The 25233-nt window shown below is 71.3% G+C and carries 29 protein-coding genes and 1 pseudogene; 22 read left to right on the top strand and 8 right to left on the bottom strand.

The genetic code is table 11. The features are described from left to right. Positions 1-133 precede the first annotated feature (133 nt). The 4 genes from C6376_RS04390 to C6376_RS04375 all read left to right on the top strand — a co-directional run bounded on the left by C6376_RS04390 (position 134) and on the right by C6376_RS04375 (position 3072). Positions 134-1147 carry a sugar kinase gene (locus tag C6376_RS04390; protein ID WP_107448769.1) on the top strand — a complete coding sequence of 338 codons (1014 nt, stop codon included), beginning with the start codon at positions 134-136 and terminating at the stop codon, positions 1145-1147. Further along, positions 1144-1917 carry an IclR family transcriptional regulator gene (locus tag C6376_RS04385; protein ID WP_107442187.1) on the top strand — a complete coding sequence of 258 codons (774 nt, stop codon included), beginning with the start codon at positions 1144-1146 and terminating at the stop codon, positions 1915-1917. Before C6376_RS04390 ends, C6376_RS04385 begins: the two co-directional genes overlap by 4 nt. Further along, entirely contained in the window at positions 1914-2324 is a 411-nt protein-coding gene (locus C6376_RS04380) for a RidA family protein (RefSeq protein ID WP_107442186.1), read from the top strand. The genes C6376_RS04385 and C6376_RS04380 overlap by 4 nt, the downstream gene beginning before the upstream one ends. 136 nt (positions 2325-2460) lie before the next feature. After that, complete coding sequence (locus C6376_RS04375; RefSeq protein WP_107442185.1) at positions 2461-3072, top strand: hypothetical protein; 612 nt, start codon at positions 2461-2463, stop codon at positions 3070-3072. Positions 3073-3090: 18 nt separating this feature from the next. On the opposite strand, the gene C6376_RS04370 is transcribed toward C6376_RS04375, so the two are convergent. Further along, complete coding sequence (locus C6376_RS04370) at positions 3091-4431, bottom strand: M14 family metallopeptidase (RefSeq protein ID WP_173985581.1); 1341 nt, start codon at positions 4429-4431, stop codon at positions 3091-3093. A gap of 280 nt (positions 4432-4711) precedes the next feature. On the opposite strand from C6376_RS04370, the gene C6376_RS04365 reads away from it, so the two are divergent. Continuing rightward, positions 4712-6046 carry an Nramp family divalent metal transporter gene (locus C6376_RS04365; protein ID WP_107442184.1) on the top strand — a complete coding sequence of 445 codons (1335 nt, stop codon included), beginning with the start codon at positions 4712-4714 and terminating at the stop codon, positions 6044-6046. A gap of 131 nt (positions 6047-6177) precedes the next feature. On the opposite strand, the gene C6376_RS04360 is transcribed toward C6376_RS04365, so the two are convergent. Both C6376_RS04360 and C6376_RS04355 read right to left on the bottom strand, forming a co-directional pair. Next, entirely contained in the window at positions 6178-7446 is a 1269-nt protein-coding gene (locus C6376_RS04360; protein WP_107448767.1) for a hypothetical protein, read from the bottom strand. A 103-nt stretch (positions 7447-7549) separates the two neighbouring features. Next, positions 7550-8059 (bottom strand): SigE family RNA polymerase sigma factor, encoded by a 510-nt coding sequence (locus tag C6376_RS04355; protein WP_107442183.1) that lies wholly within the window; start codon positions 8057-8059, stop codon positions 7550-7552. A 120-nt stretch (positions 8060-8179) separates the two neighbouring features. On the opposite strand from C6376_RS04355, the gene C6376_RS04350 reads away from it, so the two are divergent. Then, positions 8180-8545: a hypothetical protein gene (locus tag C6376_RS04350; RefSeq protein WP_107442182.1), complete on the top strand. Its 366-nt coding sequence runs from the start codon at positions 8180-8182 to the stop codon at positions 8543-8545. Positions 8546-8817: 272 nt separating this feature from the next. On the opposite strand, the gene C6376_RS04345 is transcribed toward C6376_RS04350, so the two are convergent. The 3 genes and pseudogenes from C6376_RS04345 to C6376_RS45010 all read right to left on the bottom strand — a co-directional run. Further along, the gene (locus C6376_RS04345) at positions 8818-9006 is read right to left on the bottom strand and encodes a hypothetical protein (protein ID WP_254075834.1); all 189 of its coding nucleotides are present in this window, start codon (positions 9004-9006) and stop codon (positions 8818-8820) included. A gap of 344 nt (positions 9007-9350) precedes the next feature. Beyond that, positions 9351-10262, bottom strand: coding sequence for a GNAT family N-acetyltransferase (locus tag C6376_RS04335; RefSeq protein ID WP_107442181.1), 912 nt, complete (start codon positions 10260-10262; stop codon positions 9351-9353). 389 nt (positions 10263-10651) lie between these two features. Further along, positions 10652-10837: pseudogene (locus tag C6376_RS45010) on the bottom strand (chitinase); the annotation flags it as partial. A gap of 228 nt (positions 10838-11065) precedes the next feature. On the opposite strand from C6376_RS45010, the gene C6376_RS04325 reads away from it, so the two are divergent. The 14 genes from C6376_RS04325 to C6376_RS04260 all read left to right on the top strand — a co-directional run bounded on the left by C6376_RS04325 (position 11066) and on the right by C6376_RS04260 (position 22803). After that, positions 11066-11935 carry a hypothetical protein gene (locus tag C6376_RS04325; RefSeq protein WP_173985580.1) on the top strand — a complete coding sequence of 290 codons (870 nt, stop codon included), beginning with the start codon at positions 11066-11068 and terminating at the stop codon, positions 11933-11935. A gap of 126 nt (positions 11936-12061) precedes the next feature. Further along, positions 12062-12769: a Flp pilus assembly protein CpaB gene (gene cpaB, locus C6376_RS04320; protein WP_107442179.1), complete on the top strand. Its 708-nt coding sequence runs from the start codon at positions 12062-12064 to the stop codon at positions 12767-12769. A gap of 13 nt (positions 12770-12782) precedes the next feature. Continuing rightward, positions 12783-14039 (top strand): AAA family ATPase, encoded by a 1257-nt coding sequence (locus C6376_RS04315; protein ID WP_107442178.1) that lies wholly within the window; start codon positions 12783-12785, stop codon positions 14037-14039. Between the two features lies 1 nt (position 14040). Beyond that, positions 14041-14439 (top strand): TadE/TadG family type IV pilus assembly protein, encoded by a 399-nt coding sequence (locus C6376_RS04310; protein WP_107448766.1) that lies wholly within the window; start codon positions 14041-14043, stop codon positions 14437-14439. Positions 14440-14578: 139 nt separating this feature from the next. Then, the gene (locus C6376_RS04305) at positions 14579-14947 is read left to right on the top strand and encodes a TadE/TadG family type IV pilus assembly protein (protein WP_254075833.1); all 369 of its coding nucleotides are present in this window, start codon (positions 14579-14581) and stop codon (positions 14945-14947) included. A 121-nt stretch (positions 14948-15068) separates the two neighbouring features. Next, positions 15069-16406, top strand: a complete 1338-nt coding sequence (locus C6376_RS04300) for a CpaF family protein (RefSeq protein WP_107442176.1) — start codon at positions 15069-15071, stop codon at positions 16404-16406. A gap of 5 nt (positions 16407-16411) precedes the next feature. Then, complete coding sequence (locus tag C6376_RS04295) at positions 16412-17356, top strand: type II secretion system F family protein (protein ID WP_107442175.1); 945 nt, start codon at positions 16412-16414, stop codon at positions 17354-17356. Between the two features lie 23 nt (positions 17357-17379). Further along, entirely contained in the window at positions 17380-18267 is an 888-nt protein-coding gene (locus tag C6376_RS04290; protein ID WP_107442174.1) for a DUF5936 domain-containing protein, read from the top strand. Between the two features lie 16 nt (positions 18268-18283). Further along, on the top strand, positions 18284-19738 hold the full coding sequence (locus C6376_RS04285; protein WP_107448765.1) for a sensor histidine kinase: 1455 nt from the start codon (positions 18284-18286) through the stop codon (positions 19736-19738). 32 nt (positions 19739-19770) lie between these two features. After that, the gene (locus tag C6376_RS04280; RefSeq protein WP_107442173.1) at positions 19771-20595 is read left to right on the top strand and encodes a response regulator transcription factor; all 825 of its coding nucleotides are present in this window, start codon (positions 19771-19773) and stop codon (positions 20593-20595) included. A gap of 163 nt (positions 20596-20758) precedes the next feature. Further along, the gene (locus tag C6376_RS04275; protein WP_107442172.1) at positions 20759-20956 is read left to right on the top strand and encodes a Flp family type IVb pilin; all 198 of its coding nucleotides are present in this window, start codon (positions 20759-20761) and stop codon (positions 20954-20956) included. Continuing rightward, entirely contained in the window at positions 20953-21549 is a 597-nt protein-coding gene (locus C6376_RS04270; RefSeq protein ID WP_107442171.1) for a pilus assembly protein TadG-related protein, read from the top strand. The genes C6376_RS04275 and C6376_RS04270 overlap by 4 nt, the downstream gene beginning before the upstream one ends. A 34-nt stretch (positions 21550-21583) precedes the next feature. After that, positions 21584-22162, top strand: a complete 579-nt coding sequence (locus tag C6376_RS04265; RefSeq protein ID WP_107442170.1) for a hypothetical protein — start codon at positions 21584-21586, stop codon at positions 22160-22162. A gap of 8 nt (positions 22163-22170) precedes the next feature. Then, the gene (locus tag C6376_RS04260) at positions 22171-22803 is read left to right on the top strand and encodes an OmpA family protein (protein ID WP_107442169.1); all 633 of its coding nucleotides are present in this window, start codon (positions 22171-22173) and stop codon (positions 22801-22803) included. Positions 22804-22868: 65 nt separating this feature from the next. On the opposite strand, the gene C6376_RS04255 is transcribed toward C6376_RS04260, so the two are convergent. Beyond that, complete coding sequence (locus C6376_RS04255; RefSeq protein ID WP_107442168.1) at positions 22869-23189, bottom strand: GntR family transcriptional regulator; 321 nt, start codon at positions 23187-23189, stop codon at positions 22869-22871. Between the two features lie 150 nt (positions 23190-23339). On the opposite strand from C6376_RS04255, the gene C6376_RS04250 reads away from it, so the two are divergent. Further along, complete coding sequence (locus C6376_RS04250) at positions 23340-23702, top strand: hypothetical protein (protein WP_173985579.1); 363 nt, start codon at positions 23340-23342, stop codon at positions 23700-23702. 288 nt (positions 23703-23990) lie between these two features. On the opposite strand, the gene C6376_RS04240 is transcribed toward C6376_RS04250, so the two are convergent. Further along, complete coding sequence (locus tag C6376_RS04240; RefSeq protein WP_107442167.1) at positions 23991-24599, bottom strand: dihydrofolate reductase family protein; 609 nt, start codon at positions 24597-24599, stop codon at positions 23991-23993. 77 nt (positions 24600-24676) lie between these two features. On the opposite strand from C6376_RS04240, the gene C6376_RS04235 reads away from it, so the two are divergent. Continuing rightward, positions 24677-25066, top strand: a complete 390-nt coding sequence (locus C6376_RS04235) for a DUF192 domain-containing protein (RefSeq protein ID WP_107442166.1) — start codon at positions 24677-24679, stop codon at positions 25064-25066. The last annotated feature ends 167 nt before the right edge of the window (positions 25067-25233 follow it).

Below are 25233 nucleotides of genomic sequence, written 5' to 3'. Positions count from 1 at the left end.
CGCCGCCGACGCGGGGTCAACGGATCCGCCGCCTCTCACCAGCACGGGAGCCACGACGATCGTGACCGCCACCGGACCCCGCAACGCCCCCGACGCCCCCGGCGCGTCCGACGCCTGCGAGGCCTCGCGGGCCGTGGACATCGTGGACGTCGTCGCGCTCGGCGAGTCCATGATCGCCCTCCGGCCCTCCCGCCCCGGTCGCCTCGCCGACGTGCCCTCCTTCGACCGGGGCGTCGGAGGCGCGGAGTCCAACGTGGTCTGCGCACTGGCGGCGGCCGGCCACACGGCCCGCTGGGTCGGCCGGGTCGGGGCGGACGGCTTCGGCGACCACCTCGTCGGGACCATCGGCTCCTACGGCGTCGACGTCAGCCGCGTGCGACGCGACCCGCACCGTCCGACCGGCGTCTACTTCCGCACCGCCGGAGACCGGTCAGGCGACGCCCACGAGGTCGCCTACTACCGGGCCGGGTCCGCCGCCTGCGCGATGTCCGTCGACACCGTGGGCCTCGACGCCGTACGGGCCGGCCGGGTCCTGCACCTCACCGGGATCACCGCGGCCCTCTCCGCGGACTGCCTCCACCTGCTGCGCGAACTGACCGCCCCCCGGCCCGGCCGGCCGCTCGTCTCCTTCGACGTCAACCACCGGCCCCGGCTGTGGACGGACGGCGACGGCCCCCGGATCCTGCGGGAACTGGCCCGCGGCGCCGACCTGGTGTTCGTCGGCGAGGACGAGGCCGCCGAGGTGTGGGGCCTGGACGGCGTCCACGCCGTACGGGCCGCGATCCCCGAACCCGAGGTGCTCGTCGTCAAACAGGGCGCGCACGGGGCGACCCTCTTCGACGGGGAACGCGTCCTGCACGTCCCGGCCCCGCGGGTCGACGTCGTCGCCGCCGTCGGCGCCGGTGACGCCTTCGCCGCCGGTTTCCTCTCCGCCACCCTGCGCGGGCTGCCCGCCCGCGACCGGCTGCGGCACGGGCATCTGACGGCCGCCGCCGCCCTCACCGTCCCCGGCGACCTCGCCGTCCCCCCGGCCCGCGACCACGCCGACCGGCTCGCCGCCCTCGACGACACCGCGTGGGGGAGACTTCGACTCGGCCCGGGCTGGACGCAGTCCCCGGCCGCCCCCGAGGAGGTACGCACCCCATGAGCCAGACCGTCGACCGCGCCCTGAGCATCCTGCCGCTGCTCGCCGAGGGCCCCGCCGGCCTCGGGCAGGTCGCCGACCGCCTCGACGTGCACAAGTCGACCGCCCTGCGGCTGCTGCGCACCCTGCACGAGCACGGCCTCGTCTACCGCCAGTCCGACCAGCGCTACCGCCTGGGCGCCCGCCTGTTCGCCCTCGCCCAGGAGGCGATGGAGAACCTCGACGTCCGCGAGATCGCCCACCCCCACCTGGTCCGGCTGGGCGAGGCCTGCGGCCACACCGTCCACCTCGCCGTGTACGAGGACGGCGAGGTCCTCTACATCGACAAGGTGGAGAGCCGCTACCCGGTGCGCATGTACTCGCGCATCGGCAGGCCGGTCGCCGTCACGGTCGCCGCCGTCGCCAAGCTGCTCCTCGCCGACCTGCCCGAACCCGAGCGGCGGGCCGTCGCCGAGAGCCTCGACTACCCCCTCTACACGGCTCGTTCGACGCCCGACGCCCCCGCCTTCCTGCGGGAGCTGCGGAAGGTGCGGGAGCAGGGCTGGGCCACCGACCTCGGCGGGCACGAGGAGTCCATCAACTGCGTCGCCGCGCCCGTCCGGGGCGCCGACGGCCGGGTGGTCGCCGCGCTGTCGATCTCCGCGCCGAACGTCGTCGTCACCGCCGACGAACTCCTCGCCCTGCTCCCGCTGGTGCGCCGCGCGGCGGACGCCGTCAGCGGCGAGTACTCCGGCAGGAGCCCCGTATCAGCTCCGGACAAGGACACCGTATGACCGAGAAGACCGCACTCACCCCCGGCACCCACACCACCCCGCCCGCGAGGTTCTCGCACGGCGTGCGGAAGGGGAACATCCTCCAGGTGGCGGGCCAGGTCGGCTTCCTGCCCGCCGAGCCGGGCAAGCCCCCGACCCCGGCCGGTCCCGGTCTGCGCGAGCAGACCCTGCAGACCCTCGCCAACGTCAGGTCGATCCTGAACGAGGGCGGCGCGGGCTGGGACGACGTCATGATGATCCGCGTCCACCTGACCGACACCGGCCACTTCGCCGAGTTCAACGAGGTGTACGACGCGTACTTCGAGGAGCAGGCCCTCACCGCCCCGCCGGCCGCCCGCACCACCGTCTACGTCGGTCTGCCGGCGGGCCTGCTCGTCGAGATCGACGCGCTGGCCGTCCTCGGCTGACACCAGCCGCGGCCGCGCGAGGGCGGCCGTATTGAGCGCCTTCGTCTGGGTCTCTGACGGAACGCCGTGCGGAACTCCCGTAACGAAGTAGGGGCTGGCTGTGTCCGGCACAGGATCTTCGACCATACTGCCCGCTGTGGAGCAGCGCATAGGTTCGAGCAGCCAGCCCCTGGAGGGCGCCGGATTCGACCCGGCATTCGTCCCCGGGCTCACGTCGCCCGTGACCGCGGAGCCGTCCGACGCGAAGCCGGCCGAGGCCGACGACGCCGAGACGGTCGTCGACTCCGAGGAGGTGGAGAAGACCGGGCGCGGCGCGGAGACCGACGCCGGGGCGGAGGCCGGGACCGACGCCGAGGACGGGGGAGAGGAGGAGCCGGACGTGCCCGCCGAGGGCCCCGTCTTCGAGGCCTCGGACCGCCGTGCGCGGATCGCCGCCGACGCCAGGGGCGTCCGGCTCCGCCTCGACGAGGAGGAGTGCGAGTTCCGCTGGGACGAGATCGGCGCCGTCGAGACCGAGACGCCGCGCTTCGGCAAGCGGTACACCGTCACCGTGCACACCCCCGACCGCCGCTGGTACCCGATCGAGATCGAGGCGACGGCCAGGGCGCGCTTCCAGGAGTGGGACGACCAGTTGGACGCGGTCCTCGACGCCTACTTCGAAGACGGCGAGGCCGAGCCCGCGGACCCCGACGACGCCGAGGCGGCCGAGCCGGCCAAGGCCAAGGACGAAGCCAAGGACGCCGACTAGCCGGTTCCGGTCACGGCGCTAGCTGCAGTACTGCGCCTGCTTGCCGATCGAGCGGTACATACAGTCCGCGTTCTCCAGCAGTTGCAGGACCGCGTCCCGGTTACGGGAGGTCTCCCGCTCGATGACCTCGTCGGGCGGGTAGAAACCGCCTCCCGAACCGGACGACGGGTACATCTCGAAGGTGTACGAGAAGATCTTCTGCGTTCCCCAGAGGTAGTCGTCGATCGAGCCGTCGGTGATGTACAGGTCGCTGGACTGCTCGGCGGTGTACCCGTTGCTCGCGGCCATCTTCCGGCCGACGGCCTTGAACGCGGCGTTGTCGTCCGCGGTCATCCCGGTCGCCGTGTCGGAGTACGTGTAGCCGAACGGCCACAGCACCAGCTCGCTGTAGGTGTGGAAGTCGATCCCGGCGGTGATCTGCTGTCTGCCGCCCACGACCCGGCCGCGCACGAAGTCGGCGACGACCTTCACCTCGGGCGCGGACTCGGCTGACGCGCCCCGGTAGGTCTCCGACGACTTGGTGCCCGAAGAGCCGCCGCAGCAGCCCCACTTGAAGTCCCAGTTCCGGTTGAGGTCCGTCCCGACGTACGAGGAGGCGGAGTTGGGCTGCCGGTTCTTGCGCCACGACCGGTAGGAGCCGGTGGCGATGTCGTACTCTCCGCCGTCCGGGTTCAGGTCGGGGACGATCCAGATCTCGCGTTTGTCGACCATGTCGGTGATCCGGGAGTCGGTGCCGTACCCGGCGCTCAGCTCGCGCATCAGGTAGAGGGCCATCTCGACGGTGAGGTGCTCGCGGGCGTGCTGGTGGTGGGTGAACAGCACCTCCGGCTCGGCCTCGTCGACGGCCACGTTGTCGCTGATCTTGACGGCCACGATGTCCCGGCCCTGGTACGACCTGCCGATGACCCGTTTGCTCATGATGTCCGGGCGGGCGGCGACGCGCTGGTCGATCTCCGCCGTCATCTCGGCGTAGTTGTGGTACTTCGCGTCGGCGGACGGGAAGTCGAAGAGCCGTACCTCGTCCTCGGCGACCCGGTCCGGCGCCGCGCCCAGGGGCGAGACCGCGTACCCCTGCGCGCGCAGCTTCCCGATCTGCTCGGCCCGGCCGGAGACCACGACGGTCTCCTCGTCGGCCTCGTCCACGCTCACCCCGGAGGCGGCGATCGCGGTGCGCAGCTGCGGGGTGCTGTGGTGGACGTGGATCTCGTACTGGCGGATGTCGTCGGCGGACGGCGCCGGCTTCCGGGCGCCGCCCGCCGACGCGTCGGTGACGGCCGAGAACGGCGCGGCCAGGGCGAGGGCCAGCAGTGCGGCGAGGACGGTGCTTCTCGCACCGCTCCTGCGGATGCGCAGTCGCATGAACGCTCCTAGTGGGGAGTCGGAGTGTGTGGGGGTGCGGTGGTGCCGTGGTGCGACTGCCGCACATCGTCGATGCATGGCATGAACAGGTCAATAGGGCATGGAGTGACAAAGGGGTGATGGCCGGAACCATGCGAAAAACGGCGCATGACCGGCCGCGAAGTGTAATTGCGCACGCACCGACCGATAGTGATCACACGCGCGGGCGGGCTGGGCACATCGGGTGGAGATCGGTCAGGCCCTCTTGCCGGACCGGCCGCTTTGGGATTTCTTGACCTTCATGGCGGACACCACGGAACCCCCCACGGGACACACCAAGGACACCGAGGCTCCCTCCGGCACCGACCAGACCCCCGGAAAGTCCAGCTGGAAGTACATCGGACCCGGCATCGTGGTCGCGGCGACCGGCGTCGGCGCCGGCGACCTCGTGGCCACCCTCATCGCGGGCAGCAACTTCGGTTACACCCTGCTCTGGGCGGCGGTCGTCGGCTGCCTGGTCAAGATCTCCCTCGCCGAGGCGGCCGGCCGCTGGCACCTGTCCACCGGCCGCACGCTCTTCGACGGCTGGGCGGGGCTCGGCCGTTGGACGACCTGGTTCTTCGGCTTCTACCTCGTCGTCTGGGGCTTCGTCTACGGCGCGGCGGCGATGTCGTCGAGCGCGCTGCCCCTGCAGGCGCTGTTCCCGGACGTGATGGGCCTCAAGTCGTGGGCCGTCGCCTGCGGTCTGGTCGGCCTGGTGTTCGTCTGGTTCAACAAGTACGCCGTCTTCGAGAAGGTCATGACGGTCCTGGTGGGCGTCATGTTCGTGGTCACGGTGTACCTGGCGGTCCGCGTCACCCCGAACCTCGGCGACGCCTTCGCCGGCCTGCTGCCGGTCCTGCCGGACGAGAAGGACTCCGTCCTCAACACCCTCGGCCTGATCGGCGGCGTGGGCGGCACCATCACGCTGGCCGCGTACGGCTACTGGGTCAATGCCAAGGGCTGGACGAACACGGGCTGGATGAAGGTCATGCGGCTGGACAACCGCGTCGCGTACCTCACGACCGGTGTCTTCGTCGTCGCCATGCTCTTCGTCGGCGCGGAGCTGCTGCACTCGGCGAACGTGTCGATCGCGAGCGGCGACAAGGGGCTCGTCCAGCTCAGCGACATCCTGGCGGCGAAGTACGGCGCGGCGACGGCCAAGTTCTTCCTCATCGGCTTCTTCGCGACGTCCTTCACCTCCCTGATCGGCGTCTGGCACGGCGTGAGCCTGATGTTCGCCGACTTCTACGCCCGCCTGCGCGGCGGCAGCGACACGACCGGCACGGAGGTCGCCTCCGGCGAGCGGGAACGCTCCTGGCCCTTCCGGGCGTACCTGCTCTGGCTGACCTTCCCGCCGATCGTGCTGCTCTTCCAGGGCCAGCCGTTCCGCCTGGTCATCCTCTACGGCGTGCTGGGCGCGGCCTTCCTGCCGTTCCTCGCGGGAACACTGCTGTGGCTGCTCAACTCCTCCCGCACGCCCCGCGAATGGCGCAACGGGCCGCTGAGCAACGCGATGCTGGTGCTGGCGGGGCTGCTGTTCCTCGTGCTGTGCGTCAAGCAGATCTGGGACCAGCCCTGGTCGGAGTTCTTCTGACCCCGACCGGGCCCCGCGGAGCCCCCGTTGAACCCCGCGGAGCCACGACCGGGCCCCCGGGCCCCACCACGCCCCTGCCGGGACGTTCCCGGCCGGGGCACGTGGCGGTCTGTGGCGGACCGGGGCGCCCGTCAGTCCACGGCGCTGCGCCAGCGTGGGCTGAGTGCGATCGTCCGCAGCTGCTTGATGGTGAGAGCCGGCTCGGCGCGGGTGGCGGCCTTGTTCTGGTCGGCGGTGTTGAAGGCGCTGACCACCACCCGCAGGCCGTCCTTGCGCATGGTGTCGACGGTCCACATCACGACCCCGGCCCCGCCCTTCTCACCCGGCCCCTGGTGGACGGCGACCCGGGTGCCGTCCTTCAGGGTCTCGGAGCCCTCGCCGTACAGCTCGTCGGCGACGTCGGACATGCCCGGCTGCACGTTGACCTGGACCAGGCTCCTGCCCTTGCCGTCGTCGACGACCATGTAGCCGAACCCGGTCTCCTGGCTGCCGTACGAGACGCGCTTCAGGCTGTCCGGCAGCAGGAGGCTGAGCTTGCGCAGGATGACCCAGCCGGCCATCTCCGCGGGCCGCGTGGACGCGCTCGCGGCGGCGGACGGCTTCTGCCGCTCCCGGGGGATCGCGTCCACGATCCGGCGCCACTCCGGGGCCGCGGCGAGCGTCCTCAACTGCGCCGTCGACAGCGGGGGTTCGGGACGGGTGACCGGCTTGCCCTTCTCCGCCGCGGCGTTCCACTCGATGACGCTCACATGGTGCCCGGCGGGAGTGACCAGGTCGGCCCCCCACGCCTTGGTGTCCTCACGACGGTCGGGGTACTCGTAGCCCTGGTAGACGGTGACCGCCGACCCGTCGGGCAGCACGTCGGTCCGGCAGCTGTCGAATCCCGTCTGCCCGCCGTCCGAGCAGGGCATCACGGCCGTGACGGGATCGAACTTCCCCGGGGCGTCGGTCCGGACGCGGTCCAGGCCGACGGAGACGGCCCCCTCGCCCTTGCCGTCGTCGAACACCCCGAGGGCGAGCGGCGGCAGATCCTCGTTCGTGCCGCGCGCCTCCGTCTTCGTCAACCGGCCTTTCGGCAGCAGCTTCCTGAGGGTGCGGAACACGTCGTCGGCGGACGCCGGCTTGGCGCTGGCGCTGGCCCTGCCGCTCGCGGCGAGGGAGGAGGGGTTCGGAGCGGGCGAGCCGTCCCACGGCGCCAGCAGCGTCCCGCCGACCCCCACGAGGGCCAGACCGGCGACGCCGCCCGCGACGGCGGCCCTGCGCCGGAGCCGCAGCCGGTGCCCACGGGCCTGACCGGCGGCGGCGAGTGCGCTGCCCGGATGGTCGAAGGCGCCGCCGGCCTCGTGCAGGGCGGCGGAGAGCTGCTCCTCGAAGGGATCGCTGTGCTGGTCTACGGGCATGGTGAACACCGTCTTCCGCGTGGGATGGAGTGAAGTACCGAGTGAGGGGTGGAGCGGGCGAGGCGACCCGCCCCGGCGGGCCGGGCGGTTCAGGGCGGGCGGTTCAGGGCCGGGCGTACTCGCTCATGTCCTCGCCGAGCAGCTGCCGCAGCCGTCCGAGGGCACGGGAGCAGCGGGTCCGCACGGCGGCGGAGCTGGCGTTCATCGCGTCGGCGGTCTCCTCGATCGAGCGGTCCTCCCAGTACCGCAGCACCACGACGGCCCGGTCCTTGGCGGGCAGCCGCCCCAGGGCCTGCACCAGCGTCAGCCGCAGCGAGGCGTCGGTGCCCCTGCGGTCGGGCAGGTCGGGGAACACGTCCACGGCCTGCTCCCGACTGCTTCGCTTGCGCTGGTGAGCGAGGAAGGTGCGGGTGAGGACGGTCTGCGCGTACCCGGCCGGGTTGTCGACCCGCGACACCCGCCCCCAGCGGACGTACAGCCTGCCGAGGGTCTCCTGAACCAGATCCTCGGCGAGGTGCGTGTCCCCGGCGGTGAGCAGACACGCGGACCGGTACAGATGCCGGGCGCGCGCCGCCGCGAACTCTGCGTACTCGTCCGCGCGGACCTGCCCCATGTGTGTGCCCCCGTGTCGCTTGCCGTACCGCCCTCACTTCACTGATGCGGTGGGGCACGCCAAATGTTTCAGGGGGGACCGAAAGTGGGGTGCTCGGCCCCGCCGGGTAGGTTTTCCGCTGTGACAGAGCAGCCGCCGCCCCCGCCGCCGTCCACCCCGCCGGGGTTCGGCCCGCCTCCGCCGCAGTACGCCCCGCAGCAGCCGGCCGGCCCGGACTTCACCGCTGTCGACAAGCACAACGCGATCGTCGTGGACGCGGCCGGCGTCGCCTTCGAGATGTACGACATCACCGTCGACTTCCCCTGGCCGGAGATCCGCAGCGTCCACTACAAGCCGAGCCCCAACGGCAAGGCGCTCATGGTCGCCGTGGTCCACGTCGACGGCCAGGTCTACGAGTGCGTCGTCACGGCCAGGCCGAAGGACCGCCTCCAGTCCTGGTTCCCCCAACTGGCCTGGGTCCTCGGCCACTACCGCCCGACGGGATGACCGACCGCGGCCGGAACAGACCTCGGCGTAGGCGTTTCCCGACGCCGAGACGTCCTCTCCGCCAAACGTCTTCCCAACAGCCGCAACCCAGCTCGGCTTGCATCTTCTGCAGCTTCGGGAAGAGGGGGGTTCCTCTGGAATGTCGGGCACTTTCGAACTATGTCGTCGATGAGATTCCCGCAGAACTCACGCGAAGCGGCTACGAGGTCACCGGAAATATCCTATAGATATCGCCCTCGTTGCTGTCCGGAACGCGTGTCGCCGGTAGGGGTTCACACCGGGTTCGGGGGGTCCATCAGCGCGAGTTTGGCCGGGTCGATCACGGCGGTGATCTGCGTGATGTGGCCGGCAGTGACGGTGAAGGCGAGGACGGAGAGCGGGGTGGCGTCTTCGCTCCAGGAGATGACGCCGGGGCGGCCGTTGACGGTCGCCGCCTGTTCTCGAGCCGCACCACCGCCCACTGCGCGTCCGTCATGTCCGAGCCGACCGGGACCCGGTCCGGGCGGTCGGCTGCGTTCCCGAACCGGTGAGCGAGGCAATCGCACGAAGAACGCGCCGAGTTGAAGACAACCGGCGGTGCGGTACGGCGTAGAACTGCGACACAACAGGACCTCCGGGGCAGACGGGTTGGCTTCGCAACCCTCGTGCTGCACCGGAGGTCCTGCCTTCATGCGCCCACCTGGCCGGAATCACCTGACCAGGCAACCTGTTCGACCAGAACCACCCTCACGGTCGATAGGACCAGGGCTGCCGTGCAGGTTCGCCATCGCCCACGACCGCCGGGTTTTGGTGTCAGCCGGTGGTGTCAGCGGGCACTGGAGGCGGTCCGGGCGAGGGGGTGGAAGTTGATGCGTTCGCGCTCCACGGGGAAACCGGCCTTGGTGAAGTTCGCGGCCATGGGGAAGTTGCCCCGGTCCGTGGCTCCGGTGACGACCTCCGCGCCCTGTTCCACCAGGAAGTGGGTGCATTCGGCGAGGAGGTCGTAGGCGTAACCGTGGCCGCGGTGTTCCGGCAGGACGCCGATGAATCCGATGGTCGGTCCGGAGGGGTTGTGTGCCGGGATGTGGATGCCGGCCAGTTCGCCTTCCGGGGTGCGGGCGAGCTGCCACCATTCCCGCGGGGACGGGCACCAGTGGAAGAATTCCAGTTCTTCCCGCGCGGCCTGGTCGAGGCCGCCCTCCTCGATGGCCTTCAGCGTGTGGGCATCCAGCGTGGCCGCGTGGATGCGGCGCAGCGCGTCGAAGAAGACCGCGTCGTCGGGCTCGGGGCCGAAGACGAGACGTCCGGGCCGCTCGGGCAGCCCGCGTTCCGGGGTCCAGCGGTACAGGAAGCGTTCCACCAGGAACTCGTAGTCGGCGGCCCGGGCGGCGGCGAAGCGCGTCTCGGCGGCCGCGGCCAGGGCGGGGTGCTCGCGCCAGTCACCGGGCAGGTTGAGCTCGAGTTCGACCTGCCAGGGGGCGGAGCGCAGGAGTTCGGCCCCCGCCTCGACCTCCCCCTCGGCGACGTCGAACCAGTTGAGGTTGACGGGTTCCTCGTCATCGGAACCGCCCCACCAGGCGCCGCGGGCGACGACGACGCCATCGCGCAGGGCCACCCGCTTCCAGTGGGGTCGGTGCGTGGTCCGCTGGTGCGCGGCACGGGCGTTCAGTGGGTCGGGGTGTGCGTCGAACAGATGGGCGTCGCTCTCGTCGAGCGCGCGGATGACCGTATCGGTCATGGGTTCCTCCGGGATGCGTACGGCAGGAGCGCTCCCGGTCGGATCAGAGGTGCCACACCGGGGTAGCGGGGAGGGAGCGCTGGATGGTTGAGAACTGCACGGCACTCGCCTCCTTCCGTTCGTCTCACGCGGCGTGGTCCGGGGCCAGACGCTACTTGGTCACCGACGGGTCCGTCCACGGAAATTGCGAATCATGGTGACGAAGCCCCTGGCCTCGCCGTTTCACTTGGTTGCGGCTGGTGGGGAAGAAACGCGAAATTGCCTTCCAGACCTGGGACGATGAACCTTGCTGTAGAAGATTCGCTTCACCCCCGGCTTGACGGCCGGAGTACTGCGAATGCATCCCGGTAGCCGGTCACGGCGTGCCGGGGCAGCGTGCCGCGGTCCGGGGCGGTCGTGCCGGTCACCGCGGCCACCTGCGTGCCCGCGCGGTAGACGCGGTATCCGCTCGCGCCGGAGACGGCGTTCCGGGCCGGGGAGACCGGCAACGTCGTCCCCGAGACGGTCAGGCCCGTCGATGCGGACGGGAACGTGGGAGCGGGGTCGCCGCCCCCGCAGTCGTCCGGGCCGTGGACGAGGCGTTGCCAAGAGATCGTCACCAGGTCCGCTTGCGCAGGGCCGGTGTGCGCAACCTGCCCCGTTTTGGCGTGACTTGCGCGACGAAGAGTTGCCCGGCAGCTACGGAAAGCTGTTCTCCGGCCACAGGGGCGTGGATACAGTGCTGAGGTAGTCACGCAATGAAGTCACCCCGGTGCACCGGAGTAACGCCGGTGGGCCGGACCGCGGGAATCGGGGAGCTGCGCGTGCCAACAGCCATTGCCGTGACCGGAGCCGACCTGGCGCTGTCGCCGCAGGACGAACGCACCCTGCCCGCCGCCGTGCTGGCCGGCCTCGACCAGCAGCCGCTGGAGGACGCCCTCGCCGCCGTCCAGTCGCTCGTCGACCAGCACGGGCATCTGATCGTCGTGTACTCGCGGGCCGTGCCCACCGTCGTGGAGCAGCGGCTGCACACCATCCGCTCCCTCCTCGAGAGCGACCGCATCGCCCTCTTCCGCCCCGACCTCCCGCCGCTCGCCGTCGCCGTCCTGGTCCGCCAGTTGCGTCAGCTCGCCTCCTGCGATCTCGGCCCCGGCGTGCTCGCCTCCGCGGGCCGGCTGCTCACCCACTACCTCCACGCGGGCGCCCTCCTCGGCTCGGTCGCCCGGCTCGACCGGGTGCCCGGCGTCGGCCTGAAGTCGCACGCCCGGTCATGGGTGCCCGGCAGCCAGTTCGGCGTGCTGGCCCACCCCAAGCCGGAAGTCGTGAAGGCCACCCCCGAAACCGTCCTGCCGGGGCCCGAGTTCGGCACCTGGCTGCTCGTCGCCCGTGGACACCTGCAGTCCGACTGGGTCACGGACGTGCTGGCCCCCGCCTGGCGGGTGCAGGGGCTGCGGGAGACGGAGCTGCCCGCCGAGTCCGCCGACTGGTGGGGCACCGGCAAGGCGATCGAGTTCTGCGCCTACCTCCCCGACCTGTCCGTCCTCTACCAACTGGTCGCCTCGGTCCGGCAGTGCGTGTGCCACTGGTGCGGCATCGACGTCATCGGCGACCGCTGCGTCTTCTGCTCCGCCACCCCGCCGTCCGCCTCCGAACTCGCCGTCCGTCCCGCCCGCGAGCTCACCGCGGGCGGCTGAGACGGCACCGCCCGACCGCCCCGCCCGCACGGCCCGCTCAGCTCGGCCTGCTCCGCCCGTTCGTTCCCTTCATTCCGTCCGTCCGTCCGTCCGCCCGACCCGACTCCCGACGAGGTTGTACGGCTCATGAACTCCCGTCAGCGCCGCGGCGTGATTCTGCTCATCCTGTCGATCGTGTGCGCCCTCGGCGCCTTCGCCGGCGTCCTCTCCGTGATGGACGACGTGAAGTCCAAGGTCGGACCGGAGGTCACCGCGTACGAGCTGCGTGCCGACGTCGCGCCCTACACCGCCCTGAGCGCCGGCCAGTTCAAGAAGATAGAGATGCCGGAGCGCTGGCTGTCCGCGAACGCCGTCACCGACCTCGCCGGCATCCGCGGCAAGATCGCCGTGACGACGCTGCGGAAGGGCTCCCTGCTGCAGAGCGACATGATCGTCGACCAGCCCGCGCTCCAGCCCGGTCAGCAGGAGGTCGCCATCATGATCGACGCGGCGACCGGGGTGGCCGGCAAGATCACCCCGGGTTCGTCCGTCAACGTCTACGCCACCTTCGAGGGCGCCCGCGACAGCGATCCCGACCAGTCGAAGATCATCGTCACCAACGCCCGGGTCCTCGACGTCGGCGAGCTGACCGCCCTCGAGCCGGACGAGAAGAACCGCAGCCAGTCGCCCAGGGACGCGGTGCCCATCACCTTCGCGCTGTCGACCCTCGACGCCCAGCGCATCACGTACGCCGAGTCGTTCGCCAAGCGCGTCCGCCTCGCTCTTGTCGCGCCCGGCGGCAGCGCCACGGTCCCCGACAAGGACCGTACGTACGAACTCGCCACGGACAAGTGAGAGGCCGCCGCCCATGCCCACGAGGATCCTCCCGGCCGTCGGCGACGCGGACGCGGTCCGTTCCCTCACCACCCTGCTCAGCCAGCTCCCCGACGCCGAGCCGGTCGCTCCGGTCGCCGACTCCACCCAGCTGGTGGACACCCTCGCCCGGCTCGCGGCCGAGTCGGTCGACGAGCTCCCCGAGGTCGTCGTCGTCCACGAGCGCATCGGCCCGGTGCCGGCGCTGGAACTCGTCCGCGAGGTCGCCCTGCGCTTTCCGGCGGTCGGCGTCGTCCTCGTCACCACCGACGCGGGGCCCGGCCTCTTCGCCGCCGCCATGGACGCCGGCGCGCGCGGCCTGGTCACCCTGCCGCTGAGTTACGAGGACCTCGCGAACCGCGTGCAGGCCGTCGCCACGTGGTCGGTCGGCGTACGGCGTCATCTCGGCCACGGCGGCGACGTGTTCACCGGCGTGGGCGGCACCGTCGTCACCGTCAGCGGCGCGAAGGGAGGCGTCGGCGCGACCCTCACCGCCGTCCAGCTCGCCCTCGCCGCCCAGGCGTCCGGCCGTCCCACCGCCCTCGTCGACCTCGACCTCCAGGCCGGCGACGTCGCCTCCTACCTGGACGTCCAGTTCCGCCGTTCGGTCGTCGACCTCGCCGCCATCGCCGACATCTCGCCCCGCATCCTCGCCGAAGCGGTCTTCCGCCACGACAGCGGCGTGGCGCTCCTGCTCGCCCCCGGCGAGGGCGAACGCGGCGAGGAGGTCACCGACCGGGCCGCCCGCCAGATCCTCGGCGCGCTGCGCTCCCGCTACGAGGTCGTCGTCGTCGACTGCGGCGCCCAGCTGGCCGGCGCCGGCGCCGCCGCCGTCGAACTCGCCGACCGCGCCCTGCTCGTCACCACCCCCGACGTGGTCGCCGTGCGCGGCGCCAAACGCACCGTGCGCATGTGGGACCGGCTGCAGATCCGCAAGGCCGAGGAGACGACCGTGGTCGTCAACCGCAACAGCCGCAACACGGAGATCCAGCCCCCGCTCATCCAGAAGATCACCGGCACGGCCGTCGCCGCGACCACGGTGCCCGCCAACTTCCGCGAACTCCAGGCCGCGGTCGACGCCGGCCGGGTGGACGCTCTCGACGCCAAGGGCGCCGTCCGGCAGGCCCTTTGGGCGCTCGCGGGGGAACTCGGGCTGGTCAAGGCGACGGAGACGGCCCTGGTGCGCCGTGGCGGCGGACGCGCGCGCGGCGCGGACCGGGGGCCGGCCGGGTTCCGGCGGCGGAAGGAGTGAGATGACCGCACGGCGGACGAGGGCGTTCCTCGCGGGCGACCGGGGCCAGGTCACCGTCGAGTTCCTCGGCATGCTCCCGACGATCATCGTGACCCTGGTGGTGGTGTGGCAGTTCGTCCTCCTGGGATACACGTACACGCTCGCGGGGAATGCTGCCGACGAGGCGGTGCGGGCGGGCACGGCGGCGCATCCGGGGGCGCGGTCGGCGGCCTGCGCGCAGGCGGGCAAGGACAAGCTGGGGGACGCGTGGGAGGGCGGCGCCGAGGTGAGCTGCGGCGGCAGCGGCTTCGTGACGGCCGAGGTCACGCTGCACGTCCCCGTCCTGGTCCCGGGCCTGATCGACTTCCCGTTCCCGGTGCACGCCCACGCCGGCGCGGTCGAGGAAGAGGACGGCGACTGAGATGGCGTACCGACGGCGCGGACGCGAGCGGGACCCCTCACGGGAGGGACGGCCGGAGCGGGAACCCTCACGGGAGCGAGGGCCGGCGCGGGACTTCTCACCGCACCGGTGGGGAGCGGGGGAGCGGGGTCGGGACCGAGTGCGCGGGTGCGGGCGCGGGCGGGACGGCGGGCGGGACCGGGGCCAGGCGGCCATCGAGTACCTGGGCTTCCTGCCCGTCCTCCTCGCCGTCGCCCTGGCCGCCGTCCAGCTCGGGCTGGTCGCGTACGCCGCGCAGCAGGCCGGGACCGCGGCGCGCACGGGGGCGCGCAGCGCGTCCCTGCGTGAGGACTACGCCGGGGACTGCGCGCGGGCGGTCAGCGACTGGCTCGACGCCAGTTGCGACGCGCCCGCGTACTCCGACAAGGAGGTCCGGGTCACCTCCACCGTCGTCATCCCGTCCGTCATCCCCGGCATCGGGGACTTCGGCGAGGCCCACAGGACAGCCACCATGCCACTCGACCACTGAGGCCGACGCGGACCCCGCCATCCATGCGGACCCCGCCATCGACGCCGTCCACGAGCCCCACGCAGTCCACGAGATCGACGAACACCACGAGATCGACGAAGTCCACGAGGAGGAACCGGAGATGAGCCTGCGGGCGCGCATCACCTCCCCCGACGAGCACGGCGGGCGCGGCGAGGACGGCCACCTGGTCACGTCCTACCGGGCCAAACTCCTGGAGGAGATCGACCTCGCCGAGATGAGCGCGCTGGCGGCGGCCGAACGCCGGGCGCGGCTGGAGCGGGTCCTCGGGCACATCATCAGCCGCGAGGGCCCGGTGCTGTCCACGGGGGAACGCGCGCAGCTGATCCGCCGGGTCGTCGACGAGGCGCTCGGCCTCGGCATCCTGGAGCCGTTGCTCGAGGACGCGTCGATCACCGAGATCATGGTCAACGGACCGGACGCGATCTTCGTCGAACGCGGCGGCCGGGTGGAGCAGCTTCCCCTCCGCTTCGCGTCGAACGACCAACTGATGCAGACGATCGAACGCATCGTCTCGACGGTCAACCGACGGGTGGACGAGACGAACCCGATGGTCGACGCCCGCCTCCCGTCCGGCGAACGCGTCAACGTGATCATCCCCCCGCTGTCGCTCACCGGCCCCATCCTCACCATCCGCCGCTTCCCGCGCTCCTTCACCCTGCACGAACTGGTCGGCTTCGGTTCGCTGGACGAACAGATGCTGTACCTGCTCGCCGGACTGGTGCAGGCGAAGTTCAACGTGATCGTCTCGGGCGCGACCGGCACCGGCAAGACGACGCTGCTGAACGCGCTCTCCGGCCTGATCCCGGACGGCGAACGCATCATCACCATCGAGGACTCCGCGGAACTCCAGCTCCAGCAGTCCCATGTGATCCGCCTGGAGTCCCGCCCGCCGAACGTGGAGGGCAACGGCCGCATCACCATCCGCGACCTGGTCCGCAACTCCCTGCGGATGCGCCCCGACCGGATCGTCGTCGGCGAGGTCCGCGGCGGCGAGTCCCTCGACATGCTCCAGGCGATGTCGACGGGCCACGACGGCTCCCTCGCCACCGTCCACGCCAACAGCGCCGAGGACGCGCTGATGCGGCTGCAGACCCTCGCCTCGATGTCGGACGTCGAGATCCCCTTCGTCGCGCTGCACGACCAGATCAACAGCGCGGTGGACGTCGTCGTCCAGCTCACCCGCTTCGCCGACGGCGCCCGCCGCGTCACCGAGATCGCCCTGCTGGACAGCCACGGCGGAGAGCCGTACCGGCTGGCGACGATCGCCCGCTTCAACGCCCGGCCGATGAGCGCCGACGGCCGTATCGACGGCGCCTTCGAGTACTTCCCCCTCCCGCGCCGCACCGCGGACCGGCTCTACATGGCGAGCCAGCCGATCCCGCAGGCGTTCGGGGTCGCGCGTGACGCACTCGAACTGACCACAAGGGAAGCCCGGTAACGCTGATGGACCTCGACACCCTCACCGCCCTCACCACCGGTGTGGCCCTGCTGACCTGCGCCCTGGCCGTCGCCGGCCTGCACGCCTACACCCGGGGCCGGGCCCAGCGCGCCGAACTGGTGGAACGCCTGACCTCCGCGGGCCAGGTGTCCGGCAGCGCCCGCCGACGGCGCTTCCACACCCTGGACCGGCGGCTGCGCCGCACCGGCACCGGCCGCAGGCTGGAACTGAAGCTCGCGGCGACGGGTCTGGACATGACACCGGGCGAGTTCGCCGTCTACCTGCTGGCCGCGGTGGCCGGCCTGTGGCTCGTCGGCCAGGCCACCCTCGCCCCCTTCTTCGGGCCGATCGCCGGCCTGCTCGGAGTCTGGGCGGCCTGGCAGTTCCTGACCTGGCAGCGTCAGAAACGCATCGAGAAGTTCATCAGCCAACTCCCCGAGCTGGCCCGCATCCTGGCCAACGCGACCCATGCCGGACTGGCGCTGCGCACCGCGATCGGCATGGCGGCGGAGGAGCTGGAAGCACCGGCCGGTGAAGAACTGGCCAAGGTCGCCAACCAGTTGGCCGTCGGCCACTCCATGGACGACGCCCTCGGTGAACTCGCCGAGCGGCTGCCCTCCCGCGAGCTGGTCGTCCTCGTCACCACCCTGGTCCTCTCCAACCGGGCCGGCGGCCAGGTCGTCGGGGCGCTGCGCAACCTGACGGAGACACTGGAGGAACGCAAGGAGACCCGACGCGAGGTGCGCACCCAACTGTCCCAGGTGAACATGACGTCGTACGCGGTGCCGGTGCTGGGGGTCGGCTCCCTCTTCCTCATGAACGGCGTCAAGGACGGCGCCCTGGAGCGCATGACCGGCTCCCCGGTCGGCCAGGGCGCCGTGATCATCGCGTTCGCCCTGTACGCGGTCGGCTTCGTCCTCATCCGCCGCATGTCCCGCATCGACGTCTGAGCGGCCGGGAAGGAGCGCGCGACATGGAACTGCTGCTCGCACTCGTCATGGGCCTCGCCGTCTGGGGAGCCTTCGCCGGCATCCGCATGTACCGGGCGGATGCCAAGCTTCCGCCGGACCTGGCCCTGGCCCTGGAGGTCGGCGCGACCCGCACCGGCGCGGTCGACTCCGTCGTGGACCGGCTCGGCATGCGGTACGCGCCCGCCGTACTGCGCCTGATGGGCCCCAAGCAGGTCGCCAGGTACCGCCGCAAGATCGACCTGGCGGGCAACCCGGGCGGTCTGACCATCGACCGCTACGCGGCGCGCCGCGCGGTGTACGGCGCTCTCGGCGGCTTCGGCGGGCTCATCTTCCTGCTGCAGGGCAGGATCGTCGTGGCCCTGCTGCTCTTCGCGTTCGCCGCGTTCTGGACCGAGGTCGGCATCTGGGCGGCGATCCGTATCCGCAAGGACGTGATCGAACGGACGCTGCCCGACTTCCTGGACGTCCTCGCCGTCGTGGTGAGCGCCGGGCTGGGCTTCCGGCAGGCCCTCGACCGCGTCGCGTCGAAGTACGAAGGGCCCTGGGCGGACGAGATCCGCATCACCCTGCGGCAGATGGACCTCGGGGTGAGCCGGCGGCAGGCCTTCGCCGAACTGCGCCGACGCAACGACTCCGAGCAGGTGGCCATGTTCGTCACCGCGCTCCAGCAGGGCGAGGAGCTCGGAGCGCCGATCGTGGACACGCTCGTGTCGATCGCCAAGGACATGCGCCGCACCGACGCCCAGAACGCCCGTCGCAAGGCCGCCCGGGCGGTCCCGAGGGCCACATTGATGATCACCACGTTCATGGTCCCGGCGACGATGCTTCTGCTCGGCGCGGGCCTGCTCCTCGGCTCCGGCACGGACTTCAGCCCCCTCACGGGCGACTAGCGGGTGGGTGACGGCGATGACGGCGATGACGGCGATGACGGCGACGACGGAAGCGACCACCGTGACGGCCGCGACGGCCACGGCAGCCACGGCGACGACCGCGACAGCGACGACCGCGATGACGACGGCGGCGGGGAAAGCGGTGCCGACGGCGGGGAAGGCGGTGGCGGCGGCAGCGTTCACCAAGATGCGTGGCCGGCTGGCGAGGAGGCGGGTGCATGAGCCGCCGACGGATCCGCCCACTCCCATCCCGATCCAGGTCAACGCGTTGCAGGCGATGTCCCGGCAGGTCTTCGGCTTCCGGCTGGCCATGATCGCCGTCGCGGCCCCGGCAGCCCTTCTCAACGCGGCCCCGGGAATGGGCGTCCGACTGGTGGGGGCGGCGGTCGTCGTCACCTTCATGGGCTCGTACGTCCTCTTCCGCGACTGGGAACGCTTCGGCCCCCTCCTGCTGAAGCACCCCTCACTGCTCGTCGCGGACACCCTCCTCGGGGCTCTGTTGCTGGTCTCCGCGGGCCCCGGCACGACGCTCGCCTACGTCAGCGTCTGCACCCCCCTGCTGGCAGGCATCGTCTACGGCTGGCGGGGCGCCGCCTGCTTCGCCTCTCTCCAGTCGCTGATCCTGCTGATCGTCCACGCGGCGCTGCGGCACGGGCCGGACGTGAGCGTGGCGGAACGGCTGCTGCTGCCCGGCCTCTGCGTCATCACGGGGGCGATGGGCTCCACCCTGCGCGGGCTGATGCTCCGCTTCGGCGCGGCGACGCTCGCCCTGACCGAGGTCAAGGCACGCCTCGCCGTCACCGAGGCGGTCGCCGAGGAACGTGCGCGGCTGGCCCGGGAGATGCACGACTCGGTGGCCAAGACGCTGCACGGCGTGGCGCTCGCCGCGGATGCCCTGGCCCGCTCCGCGGGCTCGCCCGACACGGACCCCGCCCAGGTGCGCCGGCACGCCGAACTGATCGCGCGCGCCTCACGTCAGGCCGCCGCGGAGTCCCGCGAACTCCTCACCGACCTGCGCCGCGAGGAACCGGAGGGCTCCGCTCGGGGAATTGACGTCCTGCCCGAACTGGCCGCCCGCACCCGGGACTTCGCCGCCCGTACGGGCCTGGCGGCCAGCTACCACGCCACCGGTGACCGGACGACGCTTCCCGTGCCGCCCGCCGTGGCCCGTCACCTCCTCACGATCACCTCGGAGGCCATGGACAACGTGCGCCGCCATGCCGACCCGACCCGCGTCGCCGTCCACGCGGGCGTCCACGGCGACCGCCTGCGCATCAGCGTCTACGACGACGGCCGCGGTCTGCCCGACGGCACCACACTCGAAGAACTGCGCCGGTCCGGTCACTTCGGTCTGGTCGGCATGGTGGAGCGGGCCGCCGTCATCGGCGCCCGCATCCAGATCGGCCGCGGCGCCCACCCCGAGGGCACCGAAGTCCGCCTGGAACTCCCCCTGACGGCGTCCCGCCCGTGAACGACCTCCCGCATCCGAAGGAAAGCCACGCCATGCCGGACCCACCCGCACCCCCCGCCCGGGTGCAGCCGCTCTTCCCGCCTGCTTCCCGTCCCGCCCCCGTGCGCGTCGTCGTGGCCGATGACAACCCCGTGGTCCGCGCGGGCCTGACCGCTCTCCTCTCCGGCCGGGAGGGCATCACGGTCGTCGCGGAGGCGGCGGACGGCCGTGATGCCTACGAGGCCGCGGTGCGGCACCGCCCCGACGTCGTCCTCCTGGACGTCCGTATGCCCGGCGTCGACGGCCTCACGGCCCTTCCGTACCTGGCGCGGATCACGCGGGTCGTGATGCTGACGTACAGCCACGAGGCCGAGGTCGTCCAGGCGGCCCTGCGGGGTGGAGCCGGCGGATACCTGGTCCACGGCGAGTTCACCGCGGAGGAACTGGCGTCGGCGGTACGGGACATCACCCGGGGCCGCGCCCACCTCACTCCGACGGCGGCGACGGTGGTGATGGCACACCTCTACCCCGATGCGACTGCACACGGTGAAACGGACTCACCACCCCCATTTTCTGACACTTCAACGAATCCGCTTTCGCAGATGCAACCACTTGTGGGACAGTCGATCCGGGAGCGGGAGCGGGAACAGCAACCCGGCACGAGAAGCCGGCTCAGCGCGAGGGAGGCGGAGATCATGGACCTCATCGCATCGGGCATGAACAACCAGCAGATCGCCGCCACTTGTTTCATCAGCGAGAAGACGGTCAAGAACCACATCAACCGCATCTTCGCGAAGCTCCACAGCGCCAGCCGCTCCGAAGCCACCGCCACGTGGCTGGGCACGGCCCCCGGCGCCGCACACCGAGGGGTGGGGTGACGTGTGACGAGGGCGCGACAAAACGGCCGTGCGGTCCGGAATTGGGCCCGGGATTGGGCCCGCAGGCCCTCTACCGGAACGGGCGTCGAGGCCTACGCTCAGGGTGCCGACAGCGGCACCGGCACCCAGCGAGCCGGTCACGCGACACCCGGAGGGGAACAGCATGACCCAGTGGATCAACACGGTCGTCGCCCGTGTCCAGTCCCGAGCGCGCCGCAACGACAGCGGCCAGACCGCGGTGGAGTACCTGGGCATCATCGCCGTGGTCGTGGCGATCGTCCTGGCGATCACGGGCACGGACATCGGCCAGTCCATTTACGACGCGATCACCGCGAAGATCGCCGAGGTCACCGGCGGTTGAGGCCGCCGCGCAGGCGCGGTGACGCAGGGCAGGCTTTCCCCATCTACATCACGGTGGTGGCGGGCCTGCTCTTTCTCGCGTTCGCCTACCTCGCGGTCGGCCAGGCCGCGGCGAACCGCAACGGTGCGCAGACGGCGGCCGACGCGGCGGCGCTCGCGGCTGCCCAGGACACCAGGGACCAACTTGCCGAACTGTGGCTCCTGAACCTCAAGGATCCGACGAAGTGGTCGGACATCTTCCACGGCATCGCCGCAGGGCTCACCCCTTCGTGCTGGCGGGCCTACGACCTGGCGGCCCAGAACGATGCCGGCGTGAGCAGCTGTCAGCAGGACGGACTGAGGTTCACCGTCGGCGTGCGGACCGACAAGACCGTCGGAGACTCCATCGTGCCCGGTACGGAGAACGTGCGGTCCAAGGCCACCGCGTCCGCCGAGATCGATCCCCTCTGCACCTTCGAACTGCCCGGCGAGGACGCGGAGGACGACGTGCTGCCACCACTCAGCTGCGACGACGGGAACTGGACGCCGGATCCGGATCACCCCGCGGACCTGCCGAAAGCTCAGGACCTCTTCCGTGTCCATCTGGTCGACTGACAAGCGAACGCCGAGCGACGAAGGAAGCACAGACATGGGCATGCGGTTCACGACGAAGGCCGGCAAGGGGATGGTCGCGGTGACCGTGGCGGCCGGTCTCGCACTCGGAGCCGCTGGTTGCGGCGGTGGCGGCGACGACAAGCGGCCCGAGAGTTCCTCGTCGCCCTCCCGCGCGGGTGACTCCAAGCCGAGTGCCCAGGAAGGGAAGGCGGAGACGCCTCTGGCGGAGATGAAGGGATCGAACGGACTGCTCCTCGACATCACTTCCGCCGAGCGGGATTCCGGCGGATTCGTCACTCTGAACGGCTCGTTGAAGAACGACGGCGCGAAGAGCGTCGTGATCCCGTCCGCGCTGAGCGGCAACGAAACCGAGATCATCCGCAACGGCCGGTCGCTCGGCGGAGCCACTCTCGTCGACCCCAAGGGCAAGAAACGGTATTACGTCCTTCGTGACACGGACGGGCGGCCCTTGACGACCTCCGGATTCTCGACGATCAGGGCCGGGGACAGCCTCTCCGTCTTCATGCAGTTCCCCGCGCCCCCCGAGGGAACCGCCGACGTCATGTTCCAGCTGCCGACGTTCGCCTCGGCCTCCATCACCATCTCCGGGTGAGGCCCCCCATGCCCCGCACCGGCACCCGCCCCCTCCCGTCCCGTCTCACCCTCGCCGTCCTCGCTGTCGCCGCCGTGCTCGTCGCCCCCGCTCCCGCACAGGCCGACACCCCCAGCGTCCCCCCGGGCACCGAACCCACCGCGTCCGCCCCCGTGGAGGTCGACCGCAACGACCCCGATCTCAAACTCCCCGAGGGCGGCACGCTCGCCGAGCCCAAGGTGCTCGACATCAAGCAGGTCGTCGAGGACGAGACGGGTGACGAACGCCGGGAGGACACCAACGCCGACGTGACGTTCGCGCTCCAGGCGGAAGTCCTCTTCGGCAAGGACAGCGCGAAGCTCGGTGCGGAGGCGAAGGCACGCATCACCACGATCGCCGCCGAGATCAAGAAGCAGAACACCACTCTGGTGCGCGTCTTCGGGTTCACCGACAACCTGGGTTCCTCCGCACACGGCGACGTCCTGTCGAAGCAGCGGGCGGACGCCGTCCAGGCGGAACTCGCAGGCGAGTTGAACGACCCGAAGATCACCTTCGAAGTGCGCGGCTACGGCGAGCAGTACCCGATCTCCGACAACTCGACCGAGGCCGGCCGCAAGAAGAACCGCCGAGTGGAGGTCACGTTCCCCCGCACGGCGAACTGACCGGCAGAAGCCCTTGCTCGGTGCAGGGTGGCGTCACTCTTGCGGCGACGTACGGTCCTCGGCCGTCAGTCGTCAGGCTGGTCCTTCTCCTGCGTGCGAGGGGCGGGCGGTTCCCCGGGTTCGCGTTCGATGACGAACGACCCCTTGCCGACAACCGTTCGCACGTACCGCAGTTCGGCCAGCAGGACCAGCGTCTTGCGCGCTGTGCCCCTGGCGATGCCGAACTCCTGCATCAGCCGGTCGACGCCGGGCACGGCGCGGCCCAGCGGATATGTGCCGCTCTCGATCCGGGAGATCAGCACGGCAGCGAGTTGCAGATACAGCGGGTCCGCCGCTTCCGAATCCAGTTCGTCGTCCGGGCCGTAGCCCTCCGGGATGTCCACCATGGATTGACCGTAAATGGCCACGGAAGGCGAAGCTCTTTCGTGTCATGCCATGGCAGGGCATGACCAGGTTGCGCTAGCCTGGCGATACACGAAGACCCCCGCGACCGTGCGACCGGTCCGGGGGCATGGCCACCAGCCTCTGAGGAGCTGATGACAGTGAGCATTATCCACGCGCTGTTGCGCTGGATCCTGGGCGTGTGCGCGCCCGGTACCGGCCGGCGTCGAGCAGGCGCGCGCCCGCCCGTTGCCGACCCCGCCCGCATCGCGGCGCGGCCCTGCTGCCCGGCAGCCGCTCGGCTTCCGGTGCCCAGGTCGCCGTACGGGCTGGCCGAGCCCCTTGACGGCGCCGCCACCGTTCCCGTCCGCCCGTACCTGCTTGCGGCGCAGCGGGCTCGTGCGGGCCTGGAGCGCGAGCAGGCGCGCCAGTCGCGGCGTCGTGCCGCGCTGGTCCTGGCGGCGGACTTCGGAATCGACCTCGACCAGCACGTCATCGGCACCGAGCGGGCCGCGTGATCGGGGCGGGGGACTGGACTCCCCGCCCGCCGGTGCGGATGTGCGTGCGCTGCGAGGTGACCACCGATACGCCGGTCGTGGTCGGAATCGTCCACCAGAACTCGGGGCCCGGTTTCGTGGTCTACGCGTGCCGGACGTGCGCCGCGCACTACCCGCCGGAGCCCGACGTCCTTTCCGTCCCTCTTGCGTACACCCACCCGCCGAGCGGCAAAGCCTGAGTGAGCGCGGCGGCCCGTCGGAGCGCGCCGACGGGCCGTCACGGCCGGGAGTGGAAAGCAGCGTTCGGCGTCATGCGGGCGGTGTTTCCCCGTCCGTCTGCTCGCCCTCTTCACTTGCCCGCTGGTAGTGCAGCAGGACGACTCCGTTGCCGAACGTGTGGGACTCGACCAGGGTGAGGGGCGTCAGGGCGTCGCGGTGGGGGAACAGGGGTTTGCCGCGTCCGATGAGCACGGGGTGCACATACAGGCGGATCTCGTCGACGAGGTCGTGGTCCAGGAAGGCCGCGGCGAGGTCGGCCCCGCCGAGCCCCAGGTCCCCGCCCGGCTGCCGGGAGAGGGCGCGGACCTCGTCGGGCACGACCTCCCGCACGATCACCGTGTTCCAGTCGGCGTGCTGCAGGGTCCGGGAGTACACGTACTTCGGGATCTCCCGCCAGATGCCGGCGAACTCGGCCATGGCCCCGTCGGGATCGACGTCGGGGCCGGAGTCGAAGGTGGGCCAGAAGCCGGCCATGAGCTCGTGGGTGATCCGCCCGGAGAGCAGGCCGCCCAGCCCGCGGACGACGTCGTTCATGTGCCGGTGGAGTTCCTCGTCGACGCGATGCCAGGAGATGTCGTGGCCGGGGCCTTCGATGTACCCGTCGAGGGACACCGACATCATCAGGACGATCTTGCGCATCACGCACCTCGCTGGACCACGGACGGACTCGGCGGACGGTCGGAAGGGTAGGCCCTGGGGGACGCGAAAGGTGGGACATGAGGCGCTGGCACGACGGGCGGGGCCGGTTGACGGTGCACGGGGGCGGCGGGGCCGCCGCGGTCGTCCCGCTGGAGGTCGCCGCCTCCTACCGGGCGCGCACCAGGGGCCTGCTGGGGCGGGACGCCGTCGACGGCGCGCTGCTGCTCTCCCCGGCCTCCGGCATCCACACGTTCCGCATGCGCATCCCCATCGACGTGGCCTACCTGACCGGCGACCTCACCGTCCTCGCCGTCCGCACCATGCGCCCCGGCCGCCTGGGCCTGCCGCGGCTGCGCGCCCGGCACGTGCTGGAGGCGGCGGCCGGGGCCATGGCGGGGTGGGGCGTCCAGGCGGGCGCGCGGGTCACGGTCGAGGTGGACGAAACCAGGCGGGCCGCCGACGGATGAGGCAGATATGGGAAAGGAAGGAGAAGGGGGAGACGAAGGAGAAGGGGGAGACGAAGGAGAAGGGGGAGACGAAGGCGAAGGGGGAGACGAGGGAGATGAGTGGCCGGGTGGGCGTCCGGGCCGCGCGGGAAACTCACCGGCGCTCGACCCGGCTCTCTGCGACGATC

The sequence above is a fragment of the Streptomyces sp. P3 genome (assembly GCF_003032475.1).
GTDB lineage: Bacteria > Actinomycetota > Actinomycetes > Streptomycetales > Streptomycetaceae > Streptomyces.
The sequence above is the reverse complement of the archived record's forward strand: the minus strand, read 5'-3'. Positions and strand labels throughout refer to the sequence as shown.